The sequence below is a fragment of the Frischella sp. Ac48 genome (genome assembly GCF_019641635.1).
Lineage (GTDB): Bacteria > Pseudomonadota > Gammaproteobacteria > Enterobacterales > Orbaceae > Frischella > Frischella japonica.
The window spans coordinates 1-16,389 of sequence record NZ_JAETXP010000011.1; the positions used below are offsets into that span (position 1 = coordinate 1).

At 28.5% G+C, this 16,389-nt stretch carries 22 protein-coding genes and 4 pseudogenes; all 26 read left to right on the forward strand.

What is annotated here, in order from left to right; translation table 11 throughout:
- The first annotated feature begins 781 nt into the window (after positions 1-781).
- The 26 genes and pseudogenes from JMI89_RS08240 (at position 782) to JMI89_RS08365 (ending at position 16,051) form a co-directional block, all read left to right on the forward strand.
- Positions 782-1,027, forward strand: a complete 246-nt coding sequence (locus JMI89_RS08240) for an RHS repeat domain-containing protein (protein ID WP_220679811.1) — start codon at positions 782-784, stop codon at positions 1,025-1,027.
- Between the two features lie 63 nt (positions 1,028-1,090).
- Complete coding sequence (locus JMI89_RS08245) at positions 1,091-1,531, forward strand: RHS repeat domain-containing protein (RefSeq protein ID WP_305038846.1); 441 nt, start codon at positions 1,091-1,093, stop codon at positions 1,529-1,531.
- 123 nt (positions 1,532-1,654) lie between these two features.
- Positions 1,655-2,107 (forward strand): hypothetical protein, encoded by a 453-nt coding sequence (locus JMI89_RS08250; protein WP_220679812.1) that lies wholly within the window; start codon positions 1,655-1,657, stop codon positions 2,105-2,107.
- Positions 2,108-2,330: 223 nt separating this feature from the next.
- Positions 2,331-2,615 (forward strand): hypothetical protein, encoded by a 285-nt coding sequence (locus JMI89_RS08255; protein ID WP_220679813.1) that lies wholly within the window; start codon positions 2,331-2,333, stop codon positions 2,613-2,615.
- A gap of 963 nt (positions 2,616-3,578) precedes the next feature.
- Positions 3,579-4,091 (forward strand): hypothetical protein, encoded by a 513-nt coding sequence (locus JMI89_RS08260; RefSeq protein ID WP_220679814.1) that lies wholly within the window; start codon positions 3,579-3,581, stop codon positions 4,089-4,091.
- Positions 4,092-4,827: 736 nt separating this feature from the next.
- Positions 4,828-5,115: a hypothetical protein gene (locus JMI89_RS08265; RefSeq protein ID WP_220679815.1), complete on the forward strand. Its 288-nt coding sequence runs from the start codon at positions 4,828-4,830 to the stop codon at positions 5,113-5,115.
- A gap of 193 nt (positions 5,116-5,308) precedes the next feature.
- Positions 5,309-5,440 (forward strand): annotated as a pseudogene (locus JMI89_RS12070) (RHS repeat-associated core domain-containing protein); the annotation flags it as partial.
- 236 nt (positions 5,441-5,676) lie between these two features.
- Positions 5,677-6,312, forward strand: a complete 636-nt coding sequence (locus JMI89_RS08275; protein WP_220679817.1) for a hypothetical protein — start codon at positions 5,677-5,679, stop codon at positions 6,310-6,312.
- A gap of 602 nt (positions 6,313-6,914) precedes the next feature.
- Entirely contained in the window at positions 6,915-7,256 is a 342-nt protein-coding gene (locus JMI89_RS08280) for a hypothetical protein (protein ID WP_220679818.1), read from the forward strand.
- A gap of 57 nt (positions 7,257-7,313) precedes the next feature.
- A pseudogene (locus JMI89_RS12075) lies at positions 7,314-7,472 on the forward strand (RHS family protein); the annotation flags it as partial.
- A gap of 4 nt (positions 7,473-7,476) precedes the next feature.
- Positions 7,477-7,632: a hypothetical protein gene (locus JMI89_RS08290; protein ID WP_220679819.1), complete on the forward strand. Its 156-nt coding sequence runs from the start codon at positions 7,477-7,479 to the stop codon at positions 7,630-7,632.
- Positions 7,633-7,782: 150 nt separating this feature from the next.
- Positions 7,783-8,076: a hypothetical protein gene (locus JMI89_RS08295; RefSeq protein WP_220679820.1), complete on the forward strand. Its 294-nt coding sequence runs from the start codon at positions 7,783-7,785 to the stop codon at positions 8,074-8,076.
- A gap of 1,300 nt (positions 8,077-9,376) precedes the next feature.
- Positions 9,377-9,523: a hypothetical protein gene (locus JMI89_RS08300; protein ID WP_220679821.1), complete on the forward strand. Its 147-nt coding sequence runs from the start codon at positions 9,377-9,379 to the stop codon at positions 9,521-9,523.
- Positions 9,520-9,921: a hypothetical protein gene (locus JMI89_RS08305; protein ID WP_220679822.1), complete on the forward strand. Its 402-nt coding sequence runs from the start codon at positions 9,520-9,522 to the stop codon at positions 9,919-9,921. The genes JMI89_RS08300 and JMI89_RS08305 overlap by 4 nt, the downstream gene beginning before the upstream one ends.
- Before the next feature lie 365 nt (positions 9,922-10,286).
- Positions 10,287-10,559, forward strand: a complete 273-nt coding sequence (locus tag JMI89_RS08310) for a hypothetical protein (protein WP_220679823.1) — start codon at positions 10,287-10,289, stop codon at positions 10,557-10,559.
- Between the two features lie 22 nt (positions 10,560-10,581).
- Complete coding sequence (locus JMI89_RS08315; protein WP_220679824.1) at positions 10,582-11,025, forward strand: hypothetical protein; 444 nt, start codon at positions 10,582-10,584, stop codon at positions 11,023-11,025.
- A 413-nt stretch (positions 11,026-11,438) separates the two neighbouring features.
- A complete protein-coding gene (locus JMI89_RS08320) occupies positions 11,439-11,684 on the forward strand; it encodes a hypothetical protein (RefSeq protein ID WP_220679825.1) in 246 nt (81 codons plus the stop codon).
- Positions 11,685-11,775: 91 nt separating this feature from the next.
- Entirely contained in the window at positions 11,776-12,090 is a 315-nt protein-coding gene (locus tag JMI89_RS08325; protein WP_220679826.1) for a hypothetical protein, read from the forward strand.
- Between the two features lie 407 nt (positions 12,091-12,497).
- Positions 12,498-12,752 carry an RHS repeat-associated core domain-containing protein gene (locus JMI89_RS12080; RefSeq protein ID WP_370633735.1) on the forward strand — a complete coding sequence of 85 codons (255 nt, stop codon included), beginning with the start codon at positions 12,498-12,500 and terminating at the stop codon, positions 12,750-12,752.
- 47 nt (positions 12,753-12,799) lie between these two features.
- Positions 12,800-13,192, forward strand: a complete 393-nt coding sequence (locus JMI89_RS08335; RefSeq protein ID WP_220679828.1) for a hypothetical protein — start codon at positions 12,800-12,802, stop codon at positions 13,190-13,192.
- A 116-nt stretch (positions 13,193-13,308) separates the two neighbouring features.
- Positions 13,309-13,395 (forward strand): annotated as a pseudogene (locus JMI89_RS12085) (RHS repeat-associated core domain-containing protein); the annotation flags it as partial.
- 24 nt (positions 13,396-13,419) lie between these two features.
- Complete coding sequence (locus JMI89_RS08345) at positions 13,420-13,791, forward strand: hypothetical protein (protein ID WP_220679829.1); 372 nt, start codon at positions 13,420-13,422, stop codon at positions 13,789-13,791.
- Positions 13,792-13,796: 5 nt separating this feature from the next.
- On the forward strand, positions 13,797-14,201 hold the full coding sequence (locus JMI89_RS08350) for a hypothetical protein (protein WP_220679830.1): 405 nt from the start codon (positions 13,797-13,799) through the stop codon (positions 14,199-14,201).
- A 141-nt stretch (positions 14,202-14,342) separates the two neighbouring features.
- A pseudogene (locus tag JMI89_RS12090) lies at positions 14,343-14,453 on the forward strand (RHS repeat-associated core domain-containing protein); the annotation flags it as partial.
- Positions 14,454-14,719: 266 nt separating this feature from the next.
- Positions 14,720-15,112, forward strand: coding sequence for an Imm26 family immunity protein (locus JMI89_RS08360; RefSeq protein WP_220679831.1), 393 nt, complete (start codon positions 14,720-14,722; stop codon positions 15,110-15,112).
- 600 nt (positions 15,113-15,712) lie between these two features.
- A complete protein-coding gene (locus JMI89_RS08365; protein WP_187755209.1) occupies positions 15,713-16,051 on the forward strand; it encodes a hypothetical protein in 339 nt (112 codons plus the stop codon).
- Positions 16,052-16,389 lie beyond the last annotated feature (338 nt).

Below are 16,389 nucleotides of genomic sequence, written 5' to 3' on the forward strand. Positions count from 1 at the left end.
ATTATTAAAGATAGACAGCTTTATTAGCTCTTGCTTAAAAAAATATGAAAATGTGATAAATGATTACATTAATTATTTATAAATAAGGATTCATTATTCAGATATAACAAAAAGCCAACTTTAAAGTTGGCTTTTTAATTAATAATTCTTCAATTCGTCTAACAATTCCCATTCCGAATTAGGAAGAAGATTTTAACAAGCAAGAGCAGATTGTCAAAGTCGAGCGGAAAAATGGTAGAGTGCAAGCCCCTTACCTTCCGTTTTCTCTAAAAGAGCCTTTTACCGGATATTACATAAAGATCTTAGGATAAAACCTAAATTCTTTTCATCAGGGATGAATTTAAGATAGGGTAAAGTGATTAAGATTTTTTGAGAATTAAGAGTTCTTTTTTCATTTTTCAAATGATTTTTTCTATAAAATTTCTATTCCAAGCCACAAAAATCCGATCAAATATATGGTGCATCGGGTAAGATTCTAAAGGATAAAAATTGGAATTATATTTATGATAAACAGGGAAATCTTATTTTAAAAACTCCGAGAAATTTTAAAAATTCTGCCAATAACCTACCAAAAAATTCATCTTTCTTAAGTGAAAATATAAATTCTAAGAACAATTTTGGGATTGAAGAAAATGAATTTGACCGTAAGGCCGAAATACGGCGATATTCAAAATCCGAACTCAAACAATACGATAAAATAAGAAAAAAAAGAACGCTTGAAAATTCTGCCCCTCCACAATGGCGGCAAGGTTACCGGAAATACCAATGGCAGGGCAACGGAATGTTACAAGCAGTACGCAATCCTCAGGGGAAATGGATCCGTTTTGAATACGACGCATTAGGTAGAAGAACAGCGAAAATTGTAAATACAAAGATTTATCGTTATCTTTGGGATGGTAATGTATTATTACATGAGTGGTTTTATGAGTGTGAACGGCGTCCAAAGGTTGTTTCTGACGAGCTGGGAATGCTTATGTTGGGACAGCCCGAACCGGTCAAAAACCTGACTACTTGGGTTTATGAGTAAGCAAGTTTAGTACCGACTACTAAGCTATGTGAGGACAAGTCCTACTCGATTGTATCGGATTATTTGGGCAGACCGGCTCAGGTCTATGATGATAAAGGTGAATTGGTTTGGCAGGTAGAACTTGACATCTATGGAAGTATACGGGAAAATTTATTTAACAATAAGTCGTTTATTCCGTTCAGGCAATTGGGGCAGTATGAGGATGTTGAAACGGGGCTTTATTATAATCGTTTCCGGTACTATAACCCTCAAACTGGCACCTACATCTCTAAAGACCCTATTGGCCTCGCAGGAAACAACCCCAATCTTTATGCCTATACCTTCGATTCTAACTCCGAGGTCGATCCGTTCGGGTTAATGGCGAAGAAAGGAAACGACGCAATGAGGAAAATGGCTCCAATTGATTTAGGAGAAGGATATATAGAGCTCGGAAAGATGTTTTTAACTATAAAGGATCTTCTGATTTTGAGGTTCATGTTTATAAAACTAAAGGAAAAGAATTAAAAGAATTAGGCGTTATGAATTCTGAGGGAGGATGGATAAATAAACATGGACATACTGAAACTCCTAAATTACCTGATTCGGTTAATATAAATTGAAAAATATGTGTAAATAGAAAGATTAGGTATGTCAAGAATAATAAAAAAAAATAATATTTGGTATTTTGATGATTATTTTGATTATTTAAATAAAAACGAAAAACAAATACCAGAAAATACTAAATATTTTATACTGGATCATGAAAGATATCTTATTAGAGGAGAAAAAACATTATATGATTCTTATTTTAAAAGTTTAAAGTATAGTATTGGTATAGGAAAGAAAAAAGATTTATTAAGTATAATTTTTACCAATGCTTTTAATACAAAAAAATATTGTTTTGAGTTTCAAAATGTAATAGAAATAAAATTAAACTGTGATTTAGATTACTTAAAAAGCTCTTATTTATTGATTCATCAGTTTTCGATCAATAAAGATAATAGTTATAAATATGAATTTATCTTTACTGATAGATCTAAAATAATTCTGAAATTTAAAAATATATCGATTAAAGAAGAAGATATCAGTAATTATGAGTAAAGTATTAGATTAGATAAGTTTTGTATAGTTAACTCATTCAACAATATTAGAAACCAATCCAACTCTAAAGTTGAATTTTTTCTTTTAAGAGTTTAGTTTATCTAACAACTCTAATTCTTCCTTAGGGATAAGAAAGCGGAGGGGTTGGAAGTGTAGAGCATATGTTCGTTTGGGAACCTTGGAAATATGGAAGTTTATTCTAATTAATTTTAATATAAAATTTATGAAAAAGGCTAGTCCTGAAAAAAAAGCTTATGTAAAGAAACTTTGTGAGGAAGGTATTGTAAAAGCAAATGAAATTTTAAGCCATCTTAAAGAAGGTAAGTTTTATCAGGAATTATCACGAGGTGCTTTAATCAATATAAAAAATGAATTAAAAGAAATGAGTTTAATTTTGGATAAAAAACAATCTGATCCAGCCTATCCAAGATTCATTTTAGATTATCCGAAAACTGATTTAATAGATTACTATGTTAATATATGGTATGAATATTATAAAAAAACATAACAAAAAGCCAACCTTTAGGGTTGGCTTTTCTGTTTTTGTGTTTCAACGGTTCAGCTTGTCCAGTAGTTCCATTTCTTCCTCGGGGATAAGGGAGCGAATCAGTTGCAGGATGTTGTAGATATCCCATTTATTATGTTCCGTATAATTCGGAAACGAAATTTTTGCCAGTAAAGCCGTTTGCTCAATATTACAAATAGAGTTAAGCATAAAACCTAAATTCTTATCATCAGGGATGAATTTAAGATAGGGTAAAGTGATTAAGATTTTTTTTAAAATTTCTATTCCGATCCACAAAAATCCGATCAAATATATGGTGCATCGGGTAAGATTCTAAAGGATAAAAATTGGAATTATATTTATGATAAACAGGGAAATCTTATTTTAAAAACTCGGAGGATTTTTAATAATTCTGCCAATAATTTACCAAAAAATTCATCTTTCTTAAGTGAACATATAAATTCTAAAAACAATTTTTGGATTGAAGAAAATGAATTTGACCGTAAAGCCGAAATATGGCGAAATTCAAAATCTGAACTTAAACAATACGAAAAAAGAACGCTTGAAAATTCAGAACCTCCACAATGGCAGGGAAACGGAATGTTACAAGCGGTACGCAATCATCAGGGAAAATGGATCCGTAAAGATGCTCAAATTTTAGTTAATACGCAGAATTTACCACACTGAAAATGGGGAAATAAAGCTAATTTAAATTATGGGAAAATTTAGCAGATACATTAGAACCTGATGGATAAAGGATTCTCTGTAAATGCTGATAGTAAGAGTGTAGTATTTCGTTCAGGCATAGATCCTGATTTAGCAATTCCTCCCCCCTCGACACATTATAGAGTTAAAAATAATGGAAATACTACATTTCATGTTTTTCCATTAGATAGTACTACTGAACCTATAGCTCAAGGGAAAGAAGCTAATATAAAATCAACTTGTCATTAAAATGGTATTACAATGAATTTTAAATTATTAATAAGTCAACCTAATAATCTTTTACCAAGAGATAAAGAGGATATTACAATAAATGAAGCTTTACAAACAATTTATCCATACACAAGAGAATCATCAATTTATATGTATTGGAATGGTTATATTTTAGAACTTTGGTTATGTGCAGAAATATCAGATATTATCAAAGATATTTTATCATTAATAAATTCGTTAAAAAATGAGAAACAATTCAGTATTAATTGGGGAAGTAATATATTCTTTGGAACATGGGAGTGTTTGCAATATAAAAACACCATTAAGATAAAATCTAATTGGAATGCATTAAGAGGGGGAAATGAAATACTTAATCAAATAAATAAAGTATCTAATGAACTAATTATAGATATAGATGCATTTATTAAAGAATGGTTAAAGTTATTAAATCAAATAAAAGAAGATTTAGAAAAAACGGGTTACAATAAAGAAAATCTAGTAGATTTTTATTTATTAGAAAATTTAGATAGATATTTAAATTAACCCAAAATCCAACCTATAGAGTTAGATTTTTTCTAAGCATTTAGCTTATCTAAGAGTTCGATTTCTTACTCGGGAATAAGGATTTTAATAAGGATAAATATATTAAATAAGTCCAAAGATTTATAACAAAAAGTAAGACTTCTGTATTCCGTTTCAACCTGAAAAGCCGTTTATTCCGTTCAGGCAACTGGGGCAGTATAGGGATGTGGAAACGGGACTTTATTATAACCGGTTCTGATTTTATAACCCTGAAACTGACTTATATATTAGCCAAAACTCAATAAGTTTGGCGAGAAACAACTCGAATTTTTTCTGTGTCTGTGCATGATAGTAATGCTTGAGTAGATCCGTTTAGGTTAAAAATTAAAGAGGTATCTTTACTACCAAAAATTGATCTAAAATCAGCAACTGATCAAGTCTTAGAAAGACCTGTTAGCATAGGAATAGATTAGGCTCATAGAAATAAATAGACTTGGAAAAAATCAGAATGGAAAACAACTTCTCGAGATACATTTTAAATTAAGATAAAGTTGGTCAAAGTGGAGATAGATTTATATATAAAAAAATATAAATAAATCTAAAGGATCATATGCTGATTGTACAATATATTAATATAAATTACATGTAGTTGTTGAACCTGATGGAGAATTAGTTATAGCTTTCCCTTTAAAAGAATTTAAAAATTAACAGAATATGAATAATTAGGCGTCATAACAAATTTAAGGGATTAGATATTTTGACATACAATAAAAAAGGGGAAAAAATTGAAATTTTTGAGATTGATGAAGAATTTCATTTTTGGTTATTTAGTAAAGCTAATTTAAACCCTAAACAATTTATAGGAATTTTTAAAATAAAGGATTATTATAAAACTAACATCCAATATTCCGGAAAAGATTTACAAATATTAATTCAGGAGCTTGAAAAAATTAAAAATCTAACACCATATAAAGATGAAGTTAAATTAATTTTAACTAAAATTAATGGAGAGAATATTGAAAAAATAAGAATAACAGGAGATTAACCATAAATATAAACAAACAAGCAACTTTAAAAGTTGGCTTGTTTGTTCTAAGAATTCAGCTTATCTAAGAGTTTGATTTCATACTCGGGAGCAAAGATTTTAATAAAGGTAAATATATTAAATAAATTCAAGGATTTATAACAAAAAGTAAGATCTCTGTATTCCGTTTAAACGCGAAAAGCCGTTTATTTTGTTCAGGCAACTGGGGCTGTGTGAGGACGTTGAAACGGGGCTTTATTATAACGGGTTCCGTTACTACTCTCATCAAACAGGCTCCTACATTAGTCAGGATCCGATTAGACTGGCGGGAAATAACCCGAATTTTTAAGCTTACGTGCATGATAGTAACTCGTGGGTTGACCCGTTTGGGGGGGTTACATCATATTATACCCAATCAGATATTTAAGGAATTTAGAAAAAATTTTAAAAAAATATTAGTGGTTATATATAAAATATATCAAAAACTATAGGATCATCTAATAGATAAAATAAAAGAAGCTAAAAAAAGCGGAAAAAAATTAAATGACTTTTTAAATGTGGTTGCAAATAATATAGAAAAAAATGAGATATAAAAAATTCGATGTTTCTTATGATCCAGTAATTACTGGAATTAATAACGGTGGAGCACAATTAGAATTAAAAGAAAATAAATCTTTCATCTCTAAAGAGGAAAAAAATAAATTTAACAAATATATTGATGAGAATTTAAATAATAGAAATAGACTTTTTTTTAAAACTTTCAAATCTATTAATGAGGAAAAAATATCTTCAATAAAATATTATCCAACGCGAAAAAAAATAAAAAAAACAGATTTTATAAGTTATTTGCCTTATGAATTTGGATTAAATTATATAATTTCAGAAAAGGCTTATGATGTAATTAAAATGTATAAAATCCCATCATTATTAAATAAAATTAATATAGATATTGAAGGATGGGAAAATGATAAATTTTATTTGATAGGTTTTCCGATGATTCCTGATACCGAAATAGATTTAAAAAAATCCATTTTTTATGATACACAAAGAAATGAAAAAGTTAACTTCAAAAGTTATCAAGATTATAACGAGATAAATTTTAATCTAGCAGCATTGAATCTATTTCTACTTAATAAATATCATTATGATATTATTAATATACAAGGAAAAGGTATGTTTTTTTTCAGAAGAGCTAATTTATGCATTAAAAGAAAATAATATTATTGGTTTTGAAATTAGAGAAATTTTTTTAGAAAATTAGATAACACATTAATAACTAAATAAAAAAGCCTACTCAATGAGTTGGCTTTTTAAATTTAGAATATTATTCAACTGGTTTAAAAGTTCTCATTCCGAATTAGGGAGTAAGGATTTAACAAGCAAAAAAAGGTTATAAAAGTCTAAAGTAGAATGGCAGAGCTTAAGCCCTTTACACTCCGTTTCCGCTAAAAGGTCTGTTTGCTCGATATTATCAAGAGAGTTAAGCGTAAAACCTAAATTCTTATCATCAGGAATCAATTTAAAATATGGTATTTATTTGGGGGGAAAGGTCAAATTTATACCTAAATACAATTTAGAAAAACACTAGCTATATTAGTACCTTAATAGAGTCATATAATAAAAGATGCTATAACAAACACTGTAGTTTCAAGTAGTACAAAAGGAATTAATTCGGCAAAAATTTATTAGCTAGAAACATTAAAGAACTTAAAAGAGTATATCAAAATATTCCAAGTTCAAAGCTAAAAGAGCTCATAGCGCTTAATAAAAAAATGTATCCTGAAGCGTTTAAAAAAACCTGAAATAAAATGTAAATAAATATGAATGATATAAAATTTGTAGATAATATTATTAAAGAAGTTATAAAAGGTAAATCTTCATATTATATAGATACCCTTAAATCTCTCAATAATAAAGAAATTAAAGACCCTGACTGGTTAAAAATTAAAAAATTATATGATAGTTTAGATAACTCTCAAAAAGAAGAGCTTAAATCTCTTATCAACTTGATAACGGTTAATACTGTTAGTAGTATTTTTTCAAAATTAGATAATATTTCATCTTTTGCTAACCAAGAAGGTTTATTTGAATTACGTTCTAACGGTAAAATTATAAATGGTGATTTACTAGACCTTTTTTGGGAGAGGTTAGAGGAAAAATAAAATAAACAAGTTAACCATTAAAATTGGTTTTGAATATAAAATAAAGAACAAGAAGGACTTTATTATAATCGATTTCGATATTATAAACCTGAAACCGGTTTATATATTAGCAAAGATTCCATTGGACTCGCCAGAAAAACAATCCGAATCTTTATTGCGTATGTGCATGATTCTAATGCTTGGGGGCGTTCCTATAGGATTGATGGAATTATTTAGAACAATGACTGGAGCAGAATATTTTGATATTATTAAGAAGGTTGGAAAGCAGGGGGAGATAGTGGCGGTATGGATGCAAAATGGTTTGTTGAAAGTTTTAGATAATGCTGTAGAAGGGGTAAGACTATGGAACCTGGCAGCGTCTCAAAATTTTATGTAGTATCTTTTTATGTAGATGTGCAGTAGAAAAAGGTGTATATAAAGTAGATCAACTAGACAGAATAAGTCCCACGAGAGCTATTGAGGTTGCTCATTTTAATGGAAAGACTGAAGTTAAAAAAGTTAAACCAATTAGAATAGGATGTAAAAAATGAAATCACTAATTATTTGGGATAAGAATATATTTGATGGAGAAAAAAGACTGTTACCATCAACGAAAGTTTTATATACTCAAATTCATTTACCACAGTTAAAAGAAAGTTGGAGTATTGGTTTTAAATTTAATATTGCGCCAAGAGATCAGGGATATAGGACAATAGCAGACGAAGTATTTTTTTTGTCAGAAAAAGCCCCGAACGAAATATTTAAAGAAGGATTCAAATTTAACTTTATGGATGGTCCTAACATTATTGGAAAATGCATGTTGTTTCAAGAAAACTATTAGAAATGAAAGATGTAATAGATAGGATTAAATAAATAGAATACGAAAAACATGAATTAAAATTTTTTATTACTTTTATAAATAACACCTCTTTTAGTTAAACTACAAATGAACCTGAAGCTCTAATTAAATATAGTTCTGTCTACCCATGCATTTTTACTTTTGTATTAAATATTGATAAAAATATAGTCTTAAAATATTTATTAAATAATTATTAGTAAAACTTAACAATGTTTTAAATCATCTAATTTGCTTTATTCTTATTTAATATTGAAAAGTTTTTAGGAAGAGAAGAACTTGATATGTTTATTAAGAAACTTCCTAATGAAATTAAAGAGACTGAAATATTTAGAAATTCAATAGAAGAAATTTTTAAAGGGTATAATCTATAAGATAAGTTAAAGTAAATACAATTTAAAAGTTGGTTTTTGTGTTTATTAAGAGTTTAATTTATCGATGAGTTCTAGTTCATCCTCAGAGAATAAGGATAAAGATATTAAATAAGTCCAGCGAATGGTGGCAAAGAGGAAGGATCCTACCAATTATCAACTAAAAAACTTGGTTTCTTTTTAAATACAACGCGTTATTAAGAAGAACAGCGAAGATTCTAAATAAAAAAGATTGGATGGTAATACATTATTGTATAAGTGGTTTTATGAGGGTGAGCGACGTCCTAAGGTTGTTTCTGACGAGCTGGGAATGCTTATCTTAGAACAACCCGAACCGGTTGAAAACCTGACTACTTGGGTTTATGAAGAGGGCTGTTTAGTACCATCTGCAAAGCTATACTAGAGTAAGTCCTACTCAATTGTATCAAATTATTTGGGCAGACCGGCTCAGGTCTATGATGATAAAGGTGAGCTATTTTGACAGGTGGAATTTGACATCTAAGGCAAAATACGGGAAGATTCGTTTAACAATCAGCCGTTTTATTCTGTTCAAACAACTCGGGCAGTATGAGGATGTAATTGGTTTCGTTACTATAATCATGAATCTGGCTTATATATTAGTCAAGACCCGATAGAACTGGCGGGAAATAACTCGAATTTTTATGCTTATACGCATGACAGTAATTCACAGGTTGACGTTTTGGATTGAATTGTGAAGCTTGACTACAACCATATAGATCTAATGATTTATGTAAAGGACAACATAACGATATACTATATAAAAATAAAAAGGTTACCTAGGCATTATTAGACGTTGTAGATAATAATTTAAGATTGAAGATATTGTTAAAGATAAAAAAATTACAAAACAAGCAGATAAAACTATAAATAACTTATTAAAAAATAAATCAATTATGAAAGGAGCCAAAGAACAGTCTCAACATGCTATAAAAGAAATGCCTGAATATTTAACTAATGGTACTAAGAGACAAATTGATTTTGCTAAAAGAAATATCCCAAAATTTGAAAAAATGGTTGAACTTATTGATGATTTACTATGAAGAAAAAAATTTTAGAATTAGAATCTTATCTAAACTTATCATATAACGAATTTTGTAGATTAAAAAAGAAAACATTTAAAAAACAATACTATTCAAAAAAAGAAGAAGGTGACTATGAAATACTTATAGATAAAAATCAATTCATGTTTCATGAGGATATTCTATATACTATAGAATTTAATAATATTCAAAAATTAAAAGAAAGTTTATTAATAAAAAATTCTTTAGAGAGTACTTTAAAACATCTTTCAGATGAAAATATAGAATGGAATATTTTTTCAAAATATAGTTATGAACATTATTTAGTTATAAAAATCAATAAATATCTTTATTTAGAATATGAATTTATAAGTAAATGGAAATTAAATTTATTACGAGTTTCCAATTTGGAAGAATGAGTTTAAATAATAAATTTTCAAAAATAAATGACTAATTGCAATTATTATTTAACAACAGCTACACCATTCCTATAGATAATTAGGACAGTTAGAAGATAAGGAACTAGACGGGCTTTATTACAATCGGTTTCGATATTATAATTCTGAAACCGGCTTATATATTAGCCAAGGTCCCATAAAACTGGTAGAAAAAAATCCGAATTTTTTATGCGTATGTAAGTGATTTGAATACTGGAATTGATCCGTTGGGATAATTTGATCCTAAAATTTTAACTGATGGTTCTGTTTTTAGATGAGTTAAGATTGGACAGGAACCATTTTTTCCAAGTTTAGATGATATAGCTCATTTTAAAAATACTGGAAGTATGCTTGGATTATCTACAAAGCCTAAATTAAATATTCAAGCAACTAAATTTTTTGAAAAAATTGGTGTCATAAAAATTTTGGAAATAGATGTAACAAAATTATCTAGTTTACAAGCTGTATTAGATGGAAAAGCGCATGCTAGTATAATTCCTTCAGATAATTACTTGAAAAAGAATAATATGTCAATGCTGGAAGCAATAGAAGATTGGAATGCTAAGGGAAATGATCATGCTTTAAGTAAAGAACTTAGTAATTCTGTAAAATGTACTTAATATAAAATTAATGCCAAGAGAAATGAATAATACTGAATTTTTACATTTATATATAAGGAATTTTTTACTTAATTTAGAGAATGCTACAGACGAGTTATTAAAATGTCAAAATTGGTTAGATTTTTTAATAAAGAAAGAATCAGTTATAGGTAAAAAAAGTATAAGTAAACTAATAAACGATAAGGGAATATCTCAATTAATTACTTACTCTTTAACCTATACTTTTTTTGATGATATAGAAGATAATTTAGGTCAAAGGCCCAATGATGTTGTAATTGGTTTTGTTTTACGATTATCCTATGATAAAAAAGTTTTAATAACCAGAGATATTGTATCAGAATTAAAAGATGTAGAATATCCTAATATTTACTTTGATAGTTTAACCACAAAATTAAAAAATGAGATATCAAATATGTCTCAATCTTTTCAAAATATATTAAGTTTTTTTTTAGAAAACTCTATATAAAAACTAAAGCCAACTTTAAAAGTTGGATTTCCTAGCTTCTTATTATTTAACTGGTCTTAAATTTCATATTCCGAGTTAGAGAGAAGGGCTTTAACAAGCCAAAGCAGGTTGTAAAAGTCTCACGTAGAATGGTAGAGCGTAAGCCCTTTACATTCCGTTTCCGCTAAAAGGGCTGTTTGCCCGATATTACAAAGAAAGTTATGTGTAAAATCCAACTGTTGGTAGCTTTCTAGGAAAGAAAGCCTATCCAAGGCAGTTAAAACTCTTAGGAGTTTTCAGGGGTAATGCTGTTGGAAAAATTTTCATTTTGTTCGACAATCATTTCCGTTACTATAATCTTGAAACAGTTTCATACATTAGCCAAGCCCCGATAGGACTGGCGGGTAATAACCCGAATTTTTATGAGTATGTGTATGATAGTAATGCATGGGTTGATCTGTTTGGGTTATCTTTTTTTAGGTGGGCACGTAGTGGAAAAATATAAGTTTTACCCCAGAACGATCTATTACAAAATAGACAGGAAAACAGGTTTAGTTAAGAATATACATTGGGATTCTGTTTTCGACAATGCCGATAATGTTACAAGTAAAGGGTTTATTGCTTATATGATAGATATGAGCACCTTTCCTAATGATTTAGTAATTAATCTACGAGGATAAGATCCTAAGTATTATGAAATAGTGCCTAAAAATCCAATGTCTGAAGATGCTTATAAAAAAAGTCTTTCTCAAATTAAATGTAAATAAAATTATGTCAAATAAATTTCCTAAAGTATACGATGCTAAATATTATTTTGATGATGATTTGTATCAACTTGAAGTAGAAAGTAAAGGATGTTTACTTAATATTATTGTAGAATTTTCAAATAATATTATGTACAAAATTTCTTTTTATGATATTTCTAGATTTTCGCAAGATGTATCGGAAGAGTTGCAAGAATCTTCTTTTTTTTATCAAGAAAACATCATTTTTCTAACAAGACTAACTAAGGATAATCTTGTTAGAACAATTAATGAAATCGAAAAAAAAGGAGTATATTCCAGATTAAAAGATTACAAAATATAAAAAAAAGAGGCTGTCATGATGATAGTTTTTTCAACCGTTCAGCTTATCTAATAGTTCCAGTTTATCCTCAGGAATAAGGATTTTAATAAGGGTAAAGATATTAAATAAGTACAGCAGTTTGTGGCAATAGGTCAGGCTTCTACCAAAAATTAACTGAAGAATTTTCTTTTTTATTGCATGAGTGATTTTATGAGAATGAGCGGCGTCCTAAGGTTGTTTCTGACGAGCTGGGAATGCTTATCTTAGAACAACCCGAACCGGCTGAAAACTTGACTACTTGGGTTTATGAAGAGGGCAGTTTAGTACCATCTGCAAAGCTATACTAGAGCAAGTCCTACTCAATTGTATCAAATTATTTGGGCAGACCCGCTCAGGCCTGTGATGATAAAGGTGAGCTGGTTTGGTCGGTGGAGTTTGACATCTATGGCAAAATACGGGAATGTCGTTTAACAATCAGCCGTTTTATTCTGTTCAGACAACTGGGACAGTATGAGGATGTAGAAACTGAGCTTAATTATGACCAGTTCAGATATTATAATTCTGAAACCGGCTTATATATTAGCCAAGACCTGATAGGACTTGTAGGGATAACCCAAATCTTTATAAATTGGATTGAAAAGGTTTGGAAGCTGTATATCATCATGGAAAAACGTTTATATTAGACCGGAAAATGTTCTTGACTTTAAAAGACGAATGAAGCAAAAGTTAAATGAAAATAATCGTAAGATTTATTATGTTATTTATGGAAAATTTTATAATAGAATCTTTAAATAAGATAAAACATAAATTATCAAATAATTTGGAAATAAACAAAATTTTTATAGAGATTGATAATGATTGTAACAAATATATTTTTGAAATAATGCTAAATGACAGATGTTTAAATGAAAGGGACATAGATCTTATAGATATTGAAATAACATATAAGATACTTAATTTAAATGCGATAGATTTAAAAGGAGAATTTTATGCTGGAGATGGAAATATTTATGATTCATTTCACATAATTGATAAAGTCAATGCAACTAAAGATCAATTAAGTAGATTTTTAGATAGAATCTTAGTAATGTATGATGACATAGTAAAATTATATATCAAATAAATTTTGGGCCCTATCCTAAATTTTGTGTATTTGTCCACTAAAAGCAATAGTTGATTCTGTCTCCAAATTCCAAAAAATCTAAAACGGGGCTTTATCATAATTAATTCCGATATTATCATCCTGAAACCGGCTTATATATTAGCCAAGATCCCATAAAACTGGAGGGGAATAACACGAATTTTTATGCGTATGTAAGTGATTAGAATACGATGATTGATGTGTTCGGGTTGACAATAAAAAATCCGTTTGAAATATTTTTTAGTCAAGATTCTCTAAATCTCATTTTTGATGATGGTATTAAATTAAACAATTTGATAGGGTTACTAAAAAACAATCCAGCAGCAGCGGAATCAGTTGAGGCAATAAAATTAGTTCGAATCAAAGATCTCCCTGTAAATATTCAAGAACGATTATTAAAACAAGGCGCACATGCAGATGCTGTATTTACATTAGATAATAGACGTTTATATGCAGCTCGTGAAGCAGGGACAAAAGTAAACACCAGATGGGCTACTCCTGAAAATTTAGCAGAAATAAATCTCAATAAACAATTTAGTACAGATAATGCGGCTATGTCAATAAAAATAAGATGTAATTAAATATTATGGAATATCAAGCTATTAAAACAAAAGAAGTTGGAATCATTAATGGAAGAGATGCTATTTTTTTGGATGATTTCAGACAGACATGTAATTCACAATGTATTTGTGTTTTCAAAGGGAAGTTTAATTCTAAATTGATTGAAATAAATTTTGAAAAGGAATATATCCCTTATATATTTTATTTTTCTCATATTATTTATTATCAATGTTGTGAATTAGATACTTATATAAATGAAGCAAAGATGGATTCATCTTTTGATTTAGTTCATAATTCATATCTAATAGAAGAATTAAAAACTGGACGTAAATCTTCTAAGATAAAAGAAAATCATAGGCACTATGTTTTACAAATATATGATTATGTTTATGATATTATTGCAAAAGATTATGAACTAATAATAGAGTAGACCCTACTTAATATTATTTTTAAGTAACTTAGAAAGTAAGAATAACAAACAAGTTAACTCTATGAGTCGGCTTGTTATTATGAAGATAAGTTTAGACAATTAGTATATTATGAAGACGAGTAACTAGACGGGCTTTATTACAATCGCTTTAGGTATTACCACAGTAATACGGGAACTTATATAAGCCAGGCTCCTATCGGGGTAGCAGGAAACAACCCGAATTTTTATGTGTATACGTTTGATTCTAATTAGGAATTTGTACCGTTTGGATTAAAACCTTTAGGTACAAGTGGTTATCTTAACATCCATTGTATGAAAAAGATTTTGTTAAGCCTTATTATATAAGGATAACAAAACAAGATATAGATAATAAATGTCTCAAAACATTGAATCAAGAAGATATACGGTAACACATGAAATATTGAAAAAATAATGTAACATATCAAACAAAAACAGGTATTAAGGTGAGGTACTAATAAGAGAAATAAAATGCCATTAATCATGAAAAAACAGAAGTTATGCCAGGAGAAATATATGCAATTCCTCTATTTCTACCTACTGAAGATATTATGGAAAATTTAAAGAATTATAAAAAAGAGAAGTTTGATAATAGGGGGAAAGAATTTGCTTTTTGTAGAATTATAAATGATAAAGGTGGAAGCCGTATATTTGTAGAAGTATTTGATCAAATAGGGACGTTACAAGAAGATATTCAATCTATTATAAACTTTCCCAGATTATTTTCTCCAATATCTATTTCTGAATTAGGAATTTCAAAAGGAAGATGGAAAAAGATTTATACACAAGATAATTATGATCCAGAAAAAGAATCCAATTTATCAAAAATTCAATTAATAATTGGGCGAGGAGAAGATTCTAGATTATGGCAAAATGGTATCGAAAAAAATTAGTGAAACTGAAGCAAAAAATTATGAACAATGGATTGTTTGGACTCCAACTTAATTAGAAATAAGGCTAAAAAATAAATTATTCAAATGAAGAAACTTAAAAATGATAATACAATAATTTGCCCAATTAAATGATACCGAAATGCCATTCATGTAACTTGGGCAGTATGAGAATGTTGAAATAGGGCTTTATTATAAGCTGTACCGATATTACATTCCTGGAACTGGCTTATATATCAGCCAAGACTCAATAATACTTGCACATAATAACCCGAACTTTATACGTTTCCATTTTCTTCTAATTTAGAAGTTGACCCGTTTGCGGTGATGTCAGGAGGAGATAGAGACTATTTAGCTCTTATTTTTGCGATATTGTCAAAGATCCTATTAGGCCTTATTAGGATAGTGTAACAAAGTAAAAATTATAAATTCGTTAAAAAGGTTGATCTTCCTGATGTTAAAAAAGTGATTTATTCAATTTAGATATATTTCATAAAGCAGGTCTGGAAATAGGGCTATATTATTGCTTAGGTAAGTATAAGGGAGTATTATCTGGAGGAAAAGTTAAAGCCGCAGCAAATGGGGTAAAATGTGGATCATATAATGGTTGAAGATATTAAACAATATTTACTAGCTGAAATAGAAGGCAAAATGGAAAGCTCTTTTATTTATAAATTAGACAAAGAAAACTATTATGATGAAAAAAAACTAAACATTTTATTAGAAAAAACAGATTGTTTTTTAAAAAATAGTTCTGTAAATGAGCCTGAATATATGGAAATTTTACAAGGATTGTTTAATGTATTTTTACATACTATTTTTTTATTTTATTGTAATAATTCTCCAAATGATTATTATAAAATAGTCAATTATGATGAAACTTTAAATTCTGAAAAAATAACTAATATTTACTTAAAAATAAAAGATGTAATATTAGCGTAAAATAAAATTAATGATTAATATATTGTGACGTTGTCACTAATAATTTAGATTAATTACTCGCTGTATAGCCATTCTAGTTTGTTTTTTAGTTGAATAATCTTCCTGCTTTCAATTTTTTCTCGTACCTTTAGGGCAATATTAAAACTAATTTTTTAAGAATGTATGTAGACATTCATATATAGATATTTTGCTAGACCAACATATGGTTCATTATAATATAATTTGATGAAGGTTTGGGAATACAGCAATTAAAGACAAAAGTAAATTAACCAAATATGATAAAGTGGTATTTTATACATTTGATTGTATAAATTATCAGAAAACATAGTTCAGTTATA

Coding starts and splice junctions, on each gene's coding strand:
- JMI89_RS08240 (WP_220679811.1), top strand. CDS start 782: ATGTTACAAGCAGTACGCAATCCTCAGGGGAAATGGATCCGTTTTGAA.
- JMI89_RS08250 (WP_220679812.1), top strand. CDS start 1,655: ATGTCAAGAATAATAAAAAAAAATAATATTTGGTATTTTGATGATTAT.
- JMI89_RS08255 (WP_220679813.1), top strand. CDS start 2,331: ATGAAAAAGGCTAGTCCTGAAAAAAAAGCTTATGTAAAGAAACTTTGT.
- JMI89_RS08260 (WP_220679814.1), top strand. CDS start 3,579: ATGAATTTTAAATTATTAATAAGTCAACCTAATAATCTTTTACCAAGA.
- JMI89_RS08275 (WP_220679817.1), top strand. CDS start 5,677: ATGAGATATAAAAAATTCGATGTTTCTTATGATCCAGTAATTACTGGA.
- JMI89_RS08280 (WP_220679818.1), top strand. CDS start 6,915: ATGAATGATATAAAATTTGTAGATAATATTATTAAAGAAGTTATAAAA.
- JMI89_RS08290 (WP_220679819.1), top strand. CDS start 7,477: ATGACTGGAGCAGAATATTTTGATATTATTAAGAAGGTTGGAAAGCAG.
- JMI89_RS08295 (WP_220679820.1), top strand. CDS start 7,783: ATGAAATCACTAATTATTTGGGATAAGAATATATTTGATGGAGAAAAA.
- JMI89_RS08300 (WP_220679821.1), top strand. CDS start 9,377: ATGAAAGGAGCCAAAGAACAGTCTCAACATGCTATAAAAGAAATGCCT.
- JMI89_RS08305 (WP_220679822.1), top strand. CDS start 9,520: ATGAAGAAAAAAATTTTAGAATTAGAATCTTATCTAAACTTATCATAT.
- JMI89_RS08310 (WP_220679823.1), top strand. CDS start 10,287: ATGCTTGGATTATCTACAAAGCCTAAATTAAATATTCAAGCAACTAAA.
- JMI89_RS08315 (WP_220679824.1), top strand. CDS start 10,582: ATGAATAATACTGAATTTTTACATTTATATATAAGGAATTTTTTACTT.
- JMI89_RS08320 (WP_220679825.1), top strand. CDS start 11,439: ATGATAGTAATGCATGGGTTGATCTGTTTGGGTTATCTTTTTTTAGGT.
- JMI89_RS08325 (WP_220679826.1), top strand. CDS start 11,776: ATGTCAAATAAATTTCCTAAAGTATACGATGCTAAATATTATTTTGAT.
- JMI89_RS08335 (WP_220679828.1), top strand. CDS start 12,800: ATGAAAATAATCGTAAGATTTATTATGTTATTTATGGAAAATTTTATA.
- JMI89_RS08350 (WP_220679830.1), top strand. CDS start 13,797: ATGGAATATCAAGCTATTAAAACAAAAGAAGTTGGAATCATTAATGGA.
- JMI89_RS08360 (WP_220679831.1), top strand. CDS start 14,720: ATGCCAGGAGAAATATATGCAATTCCTCTATTTCTACCTACTGAAGAT.
- JMI89_RS08365 (WP_187755209.1), top strand. CDS start 15,713: ATGGTTGAAGATATTAAACAATATTTACTAGCTGAAATAGAAGGCAAA.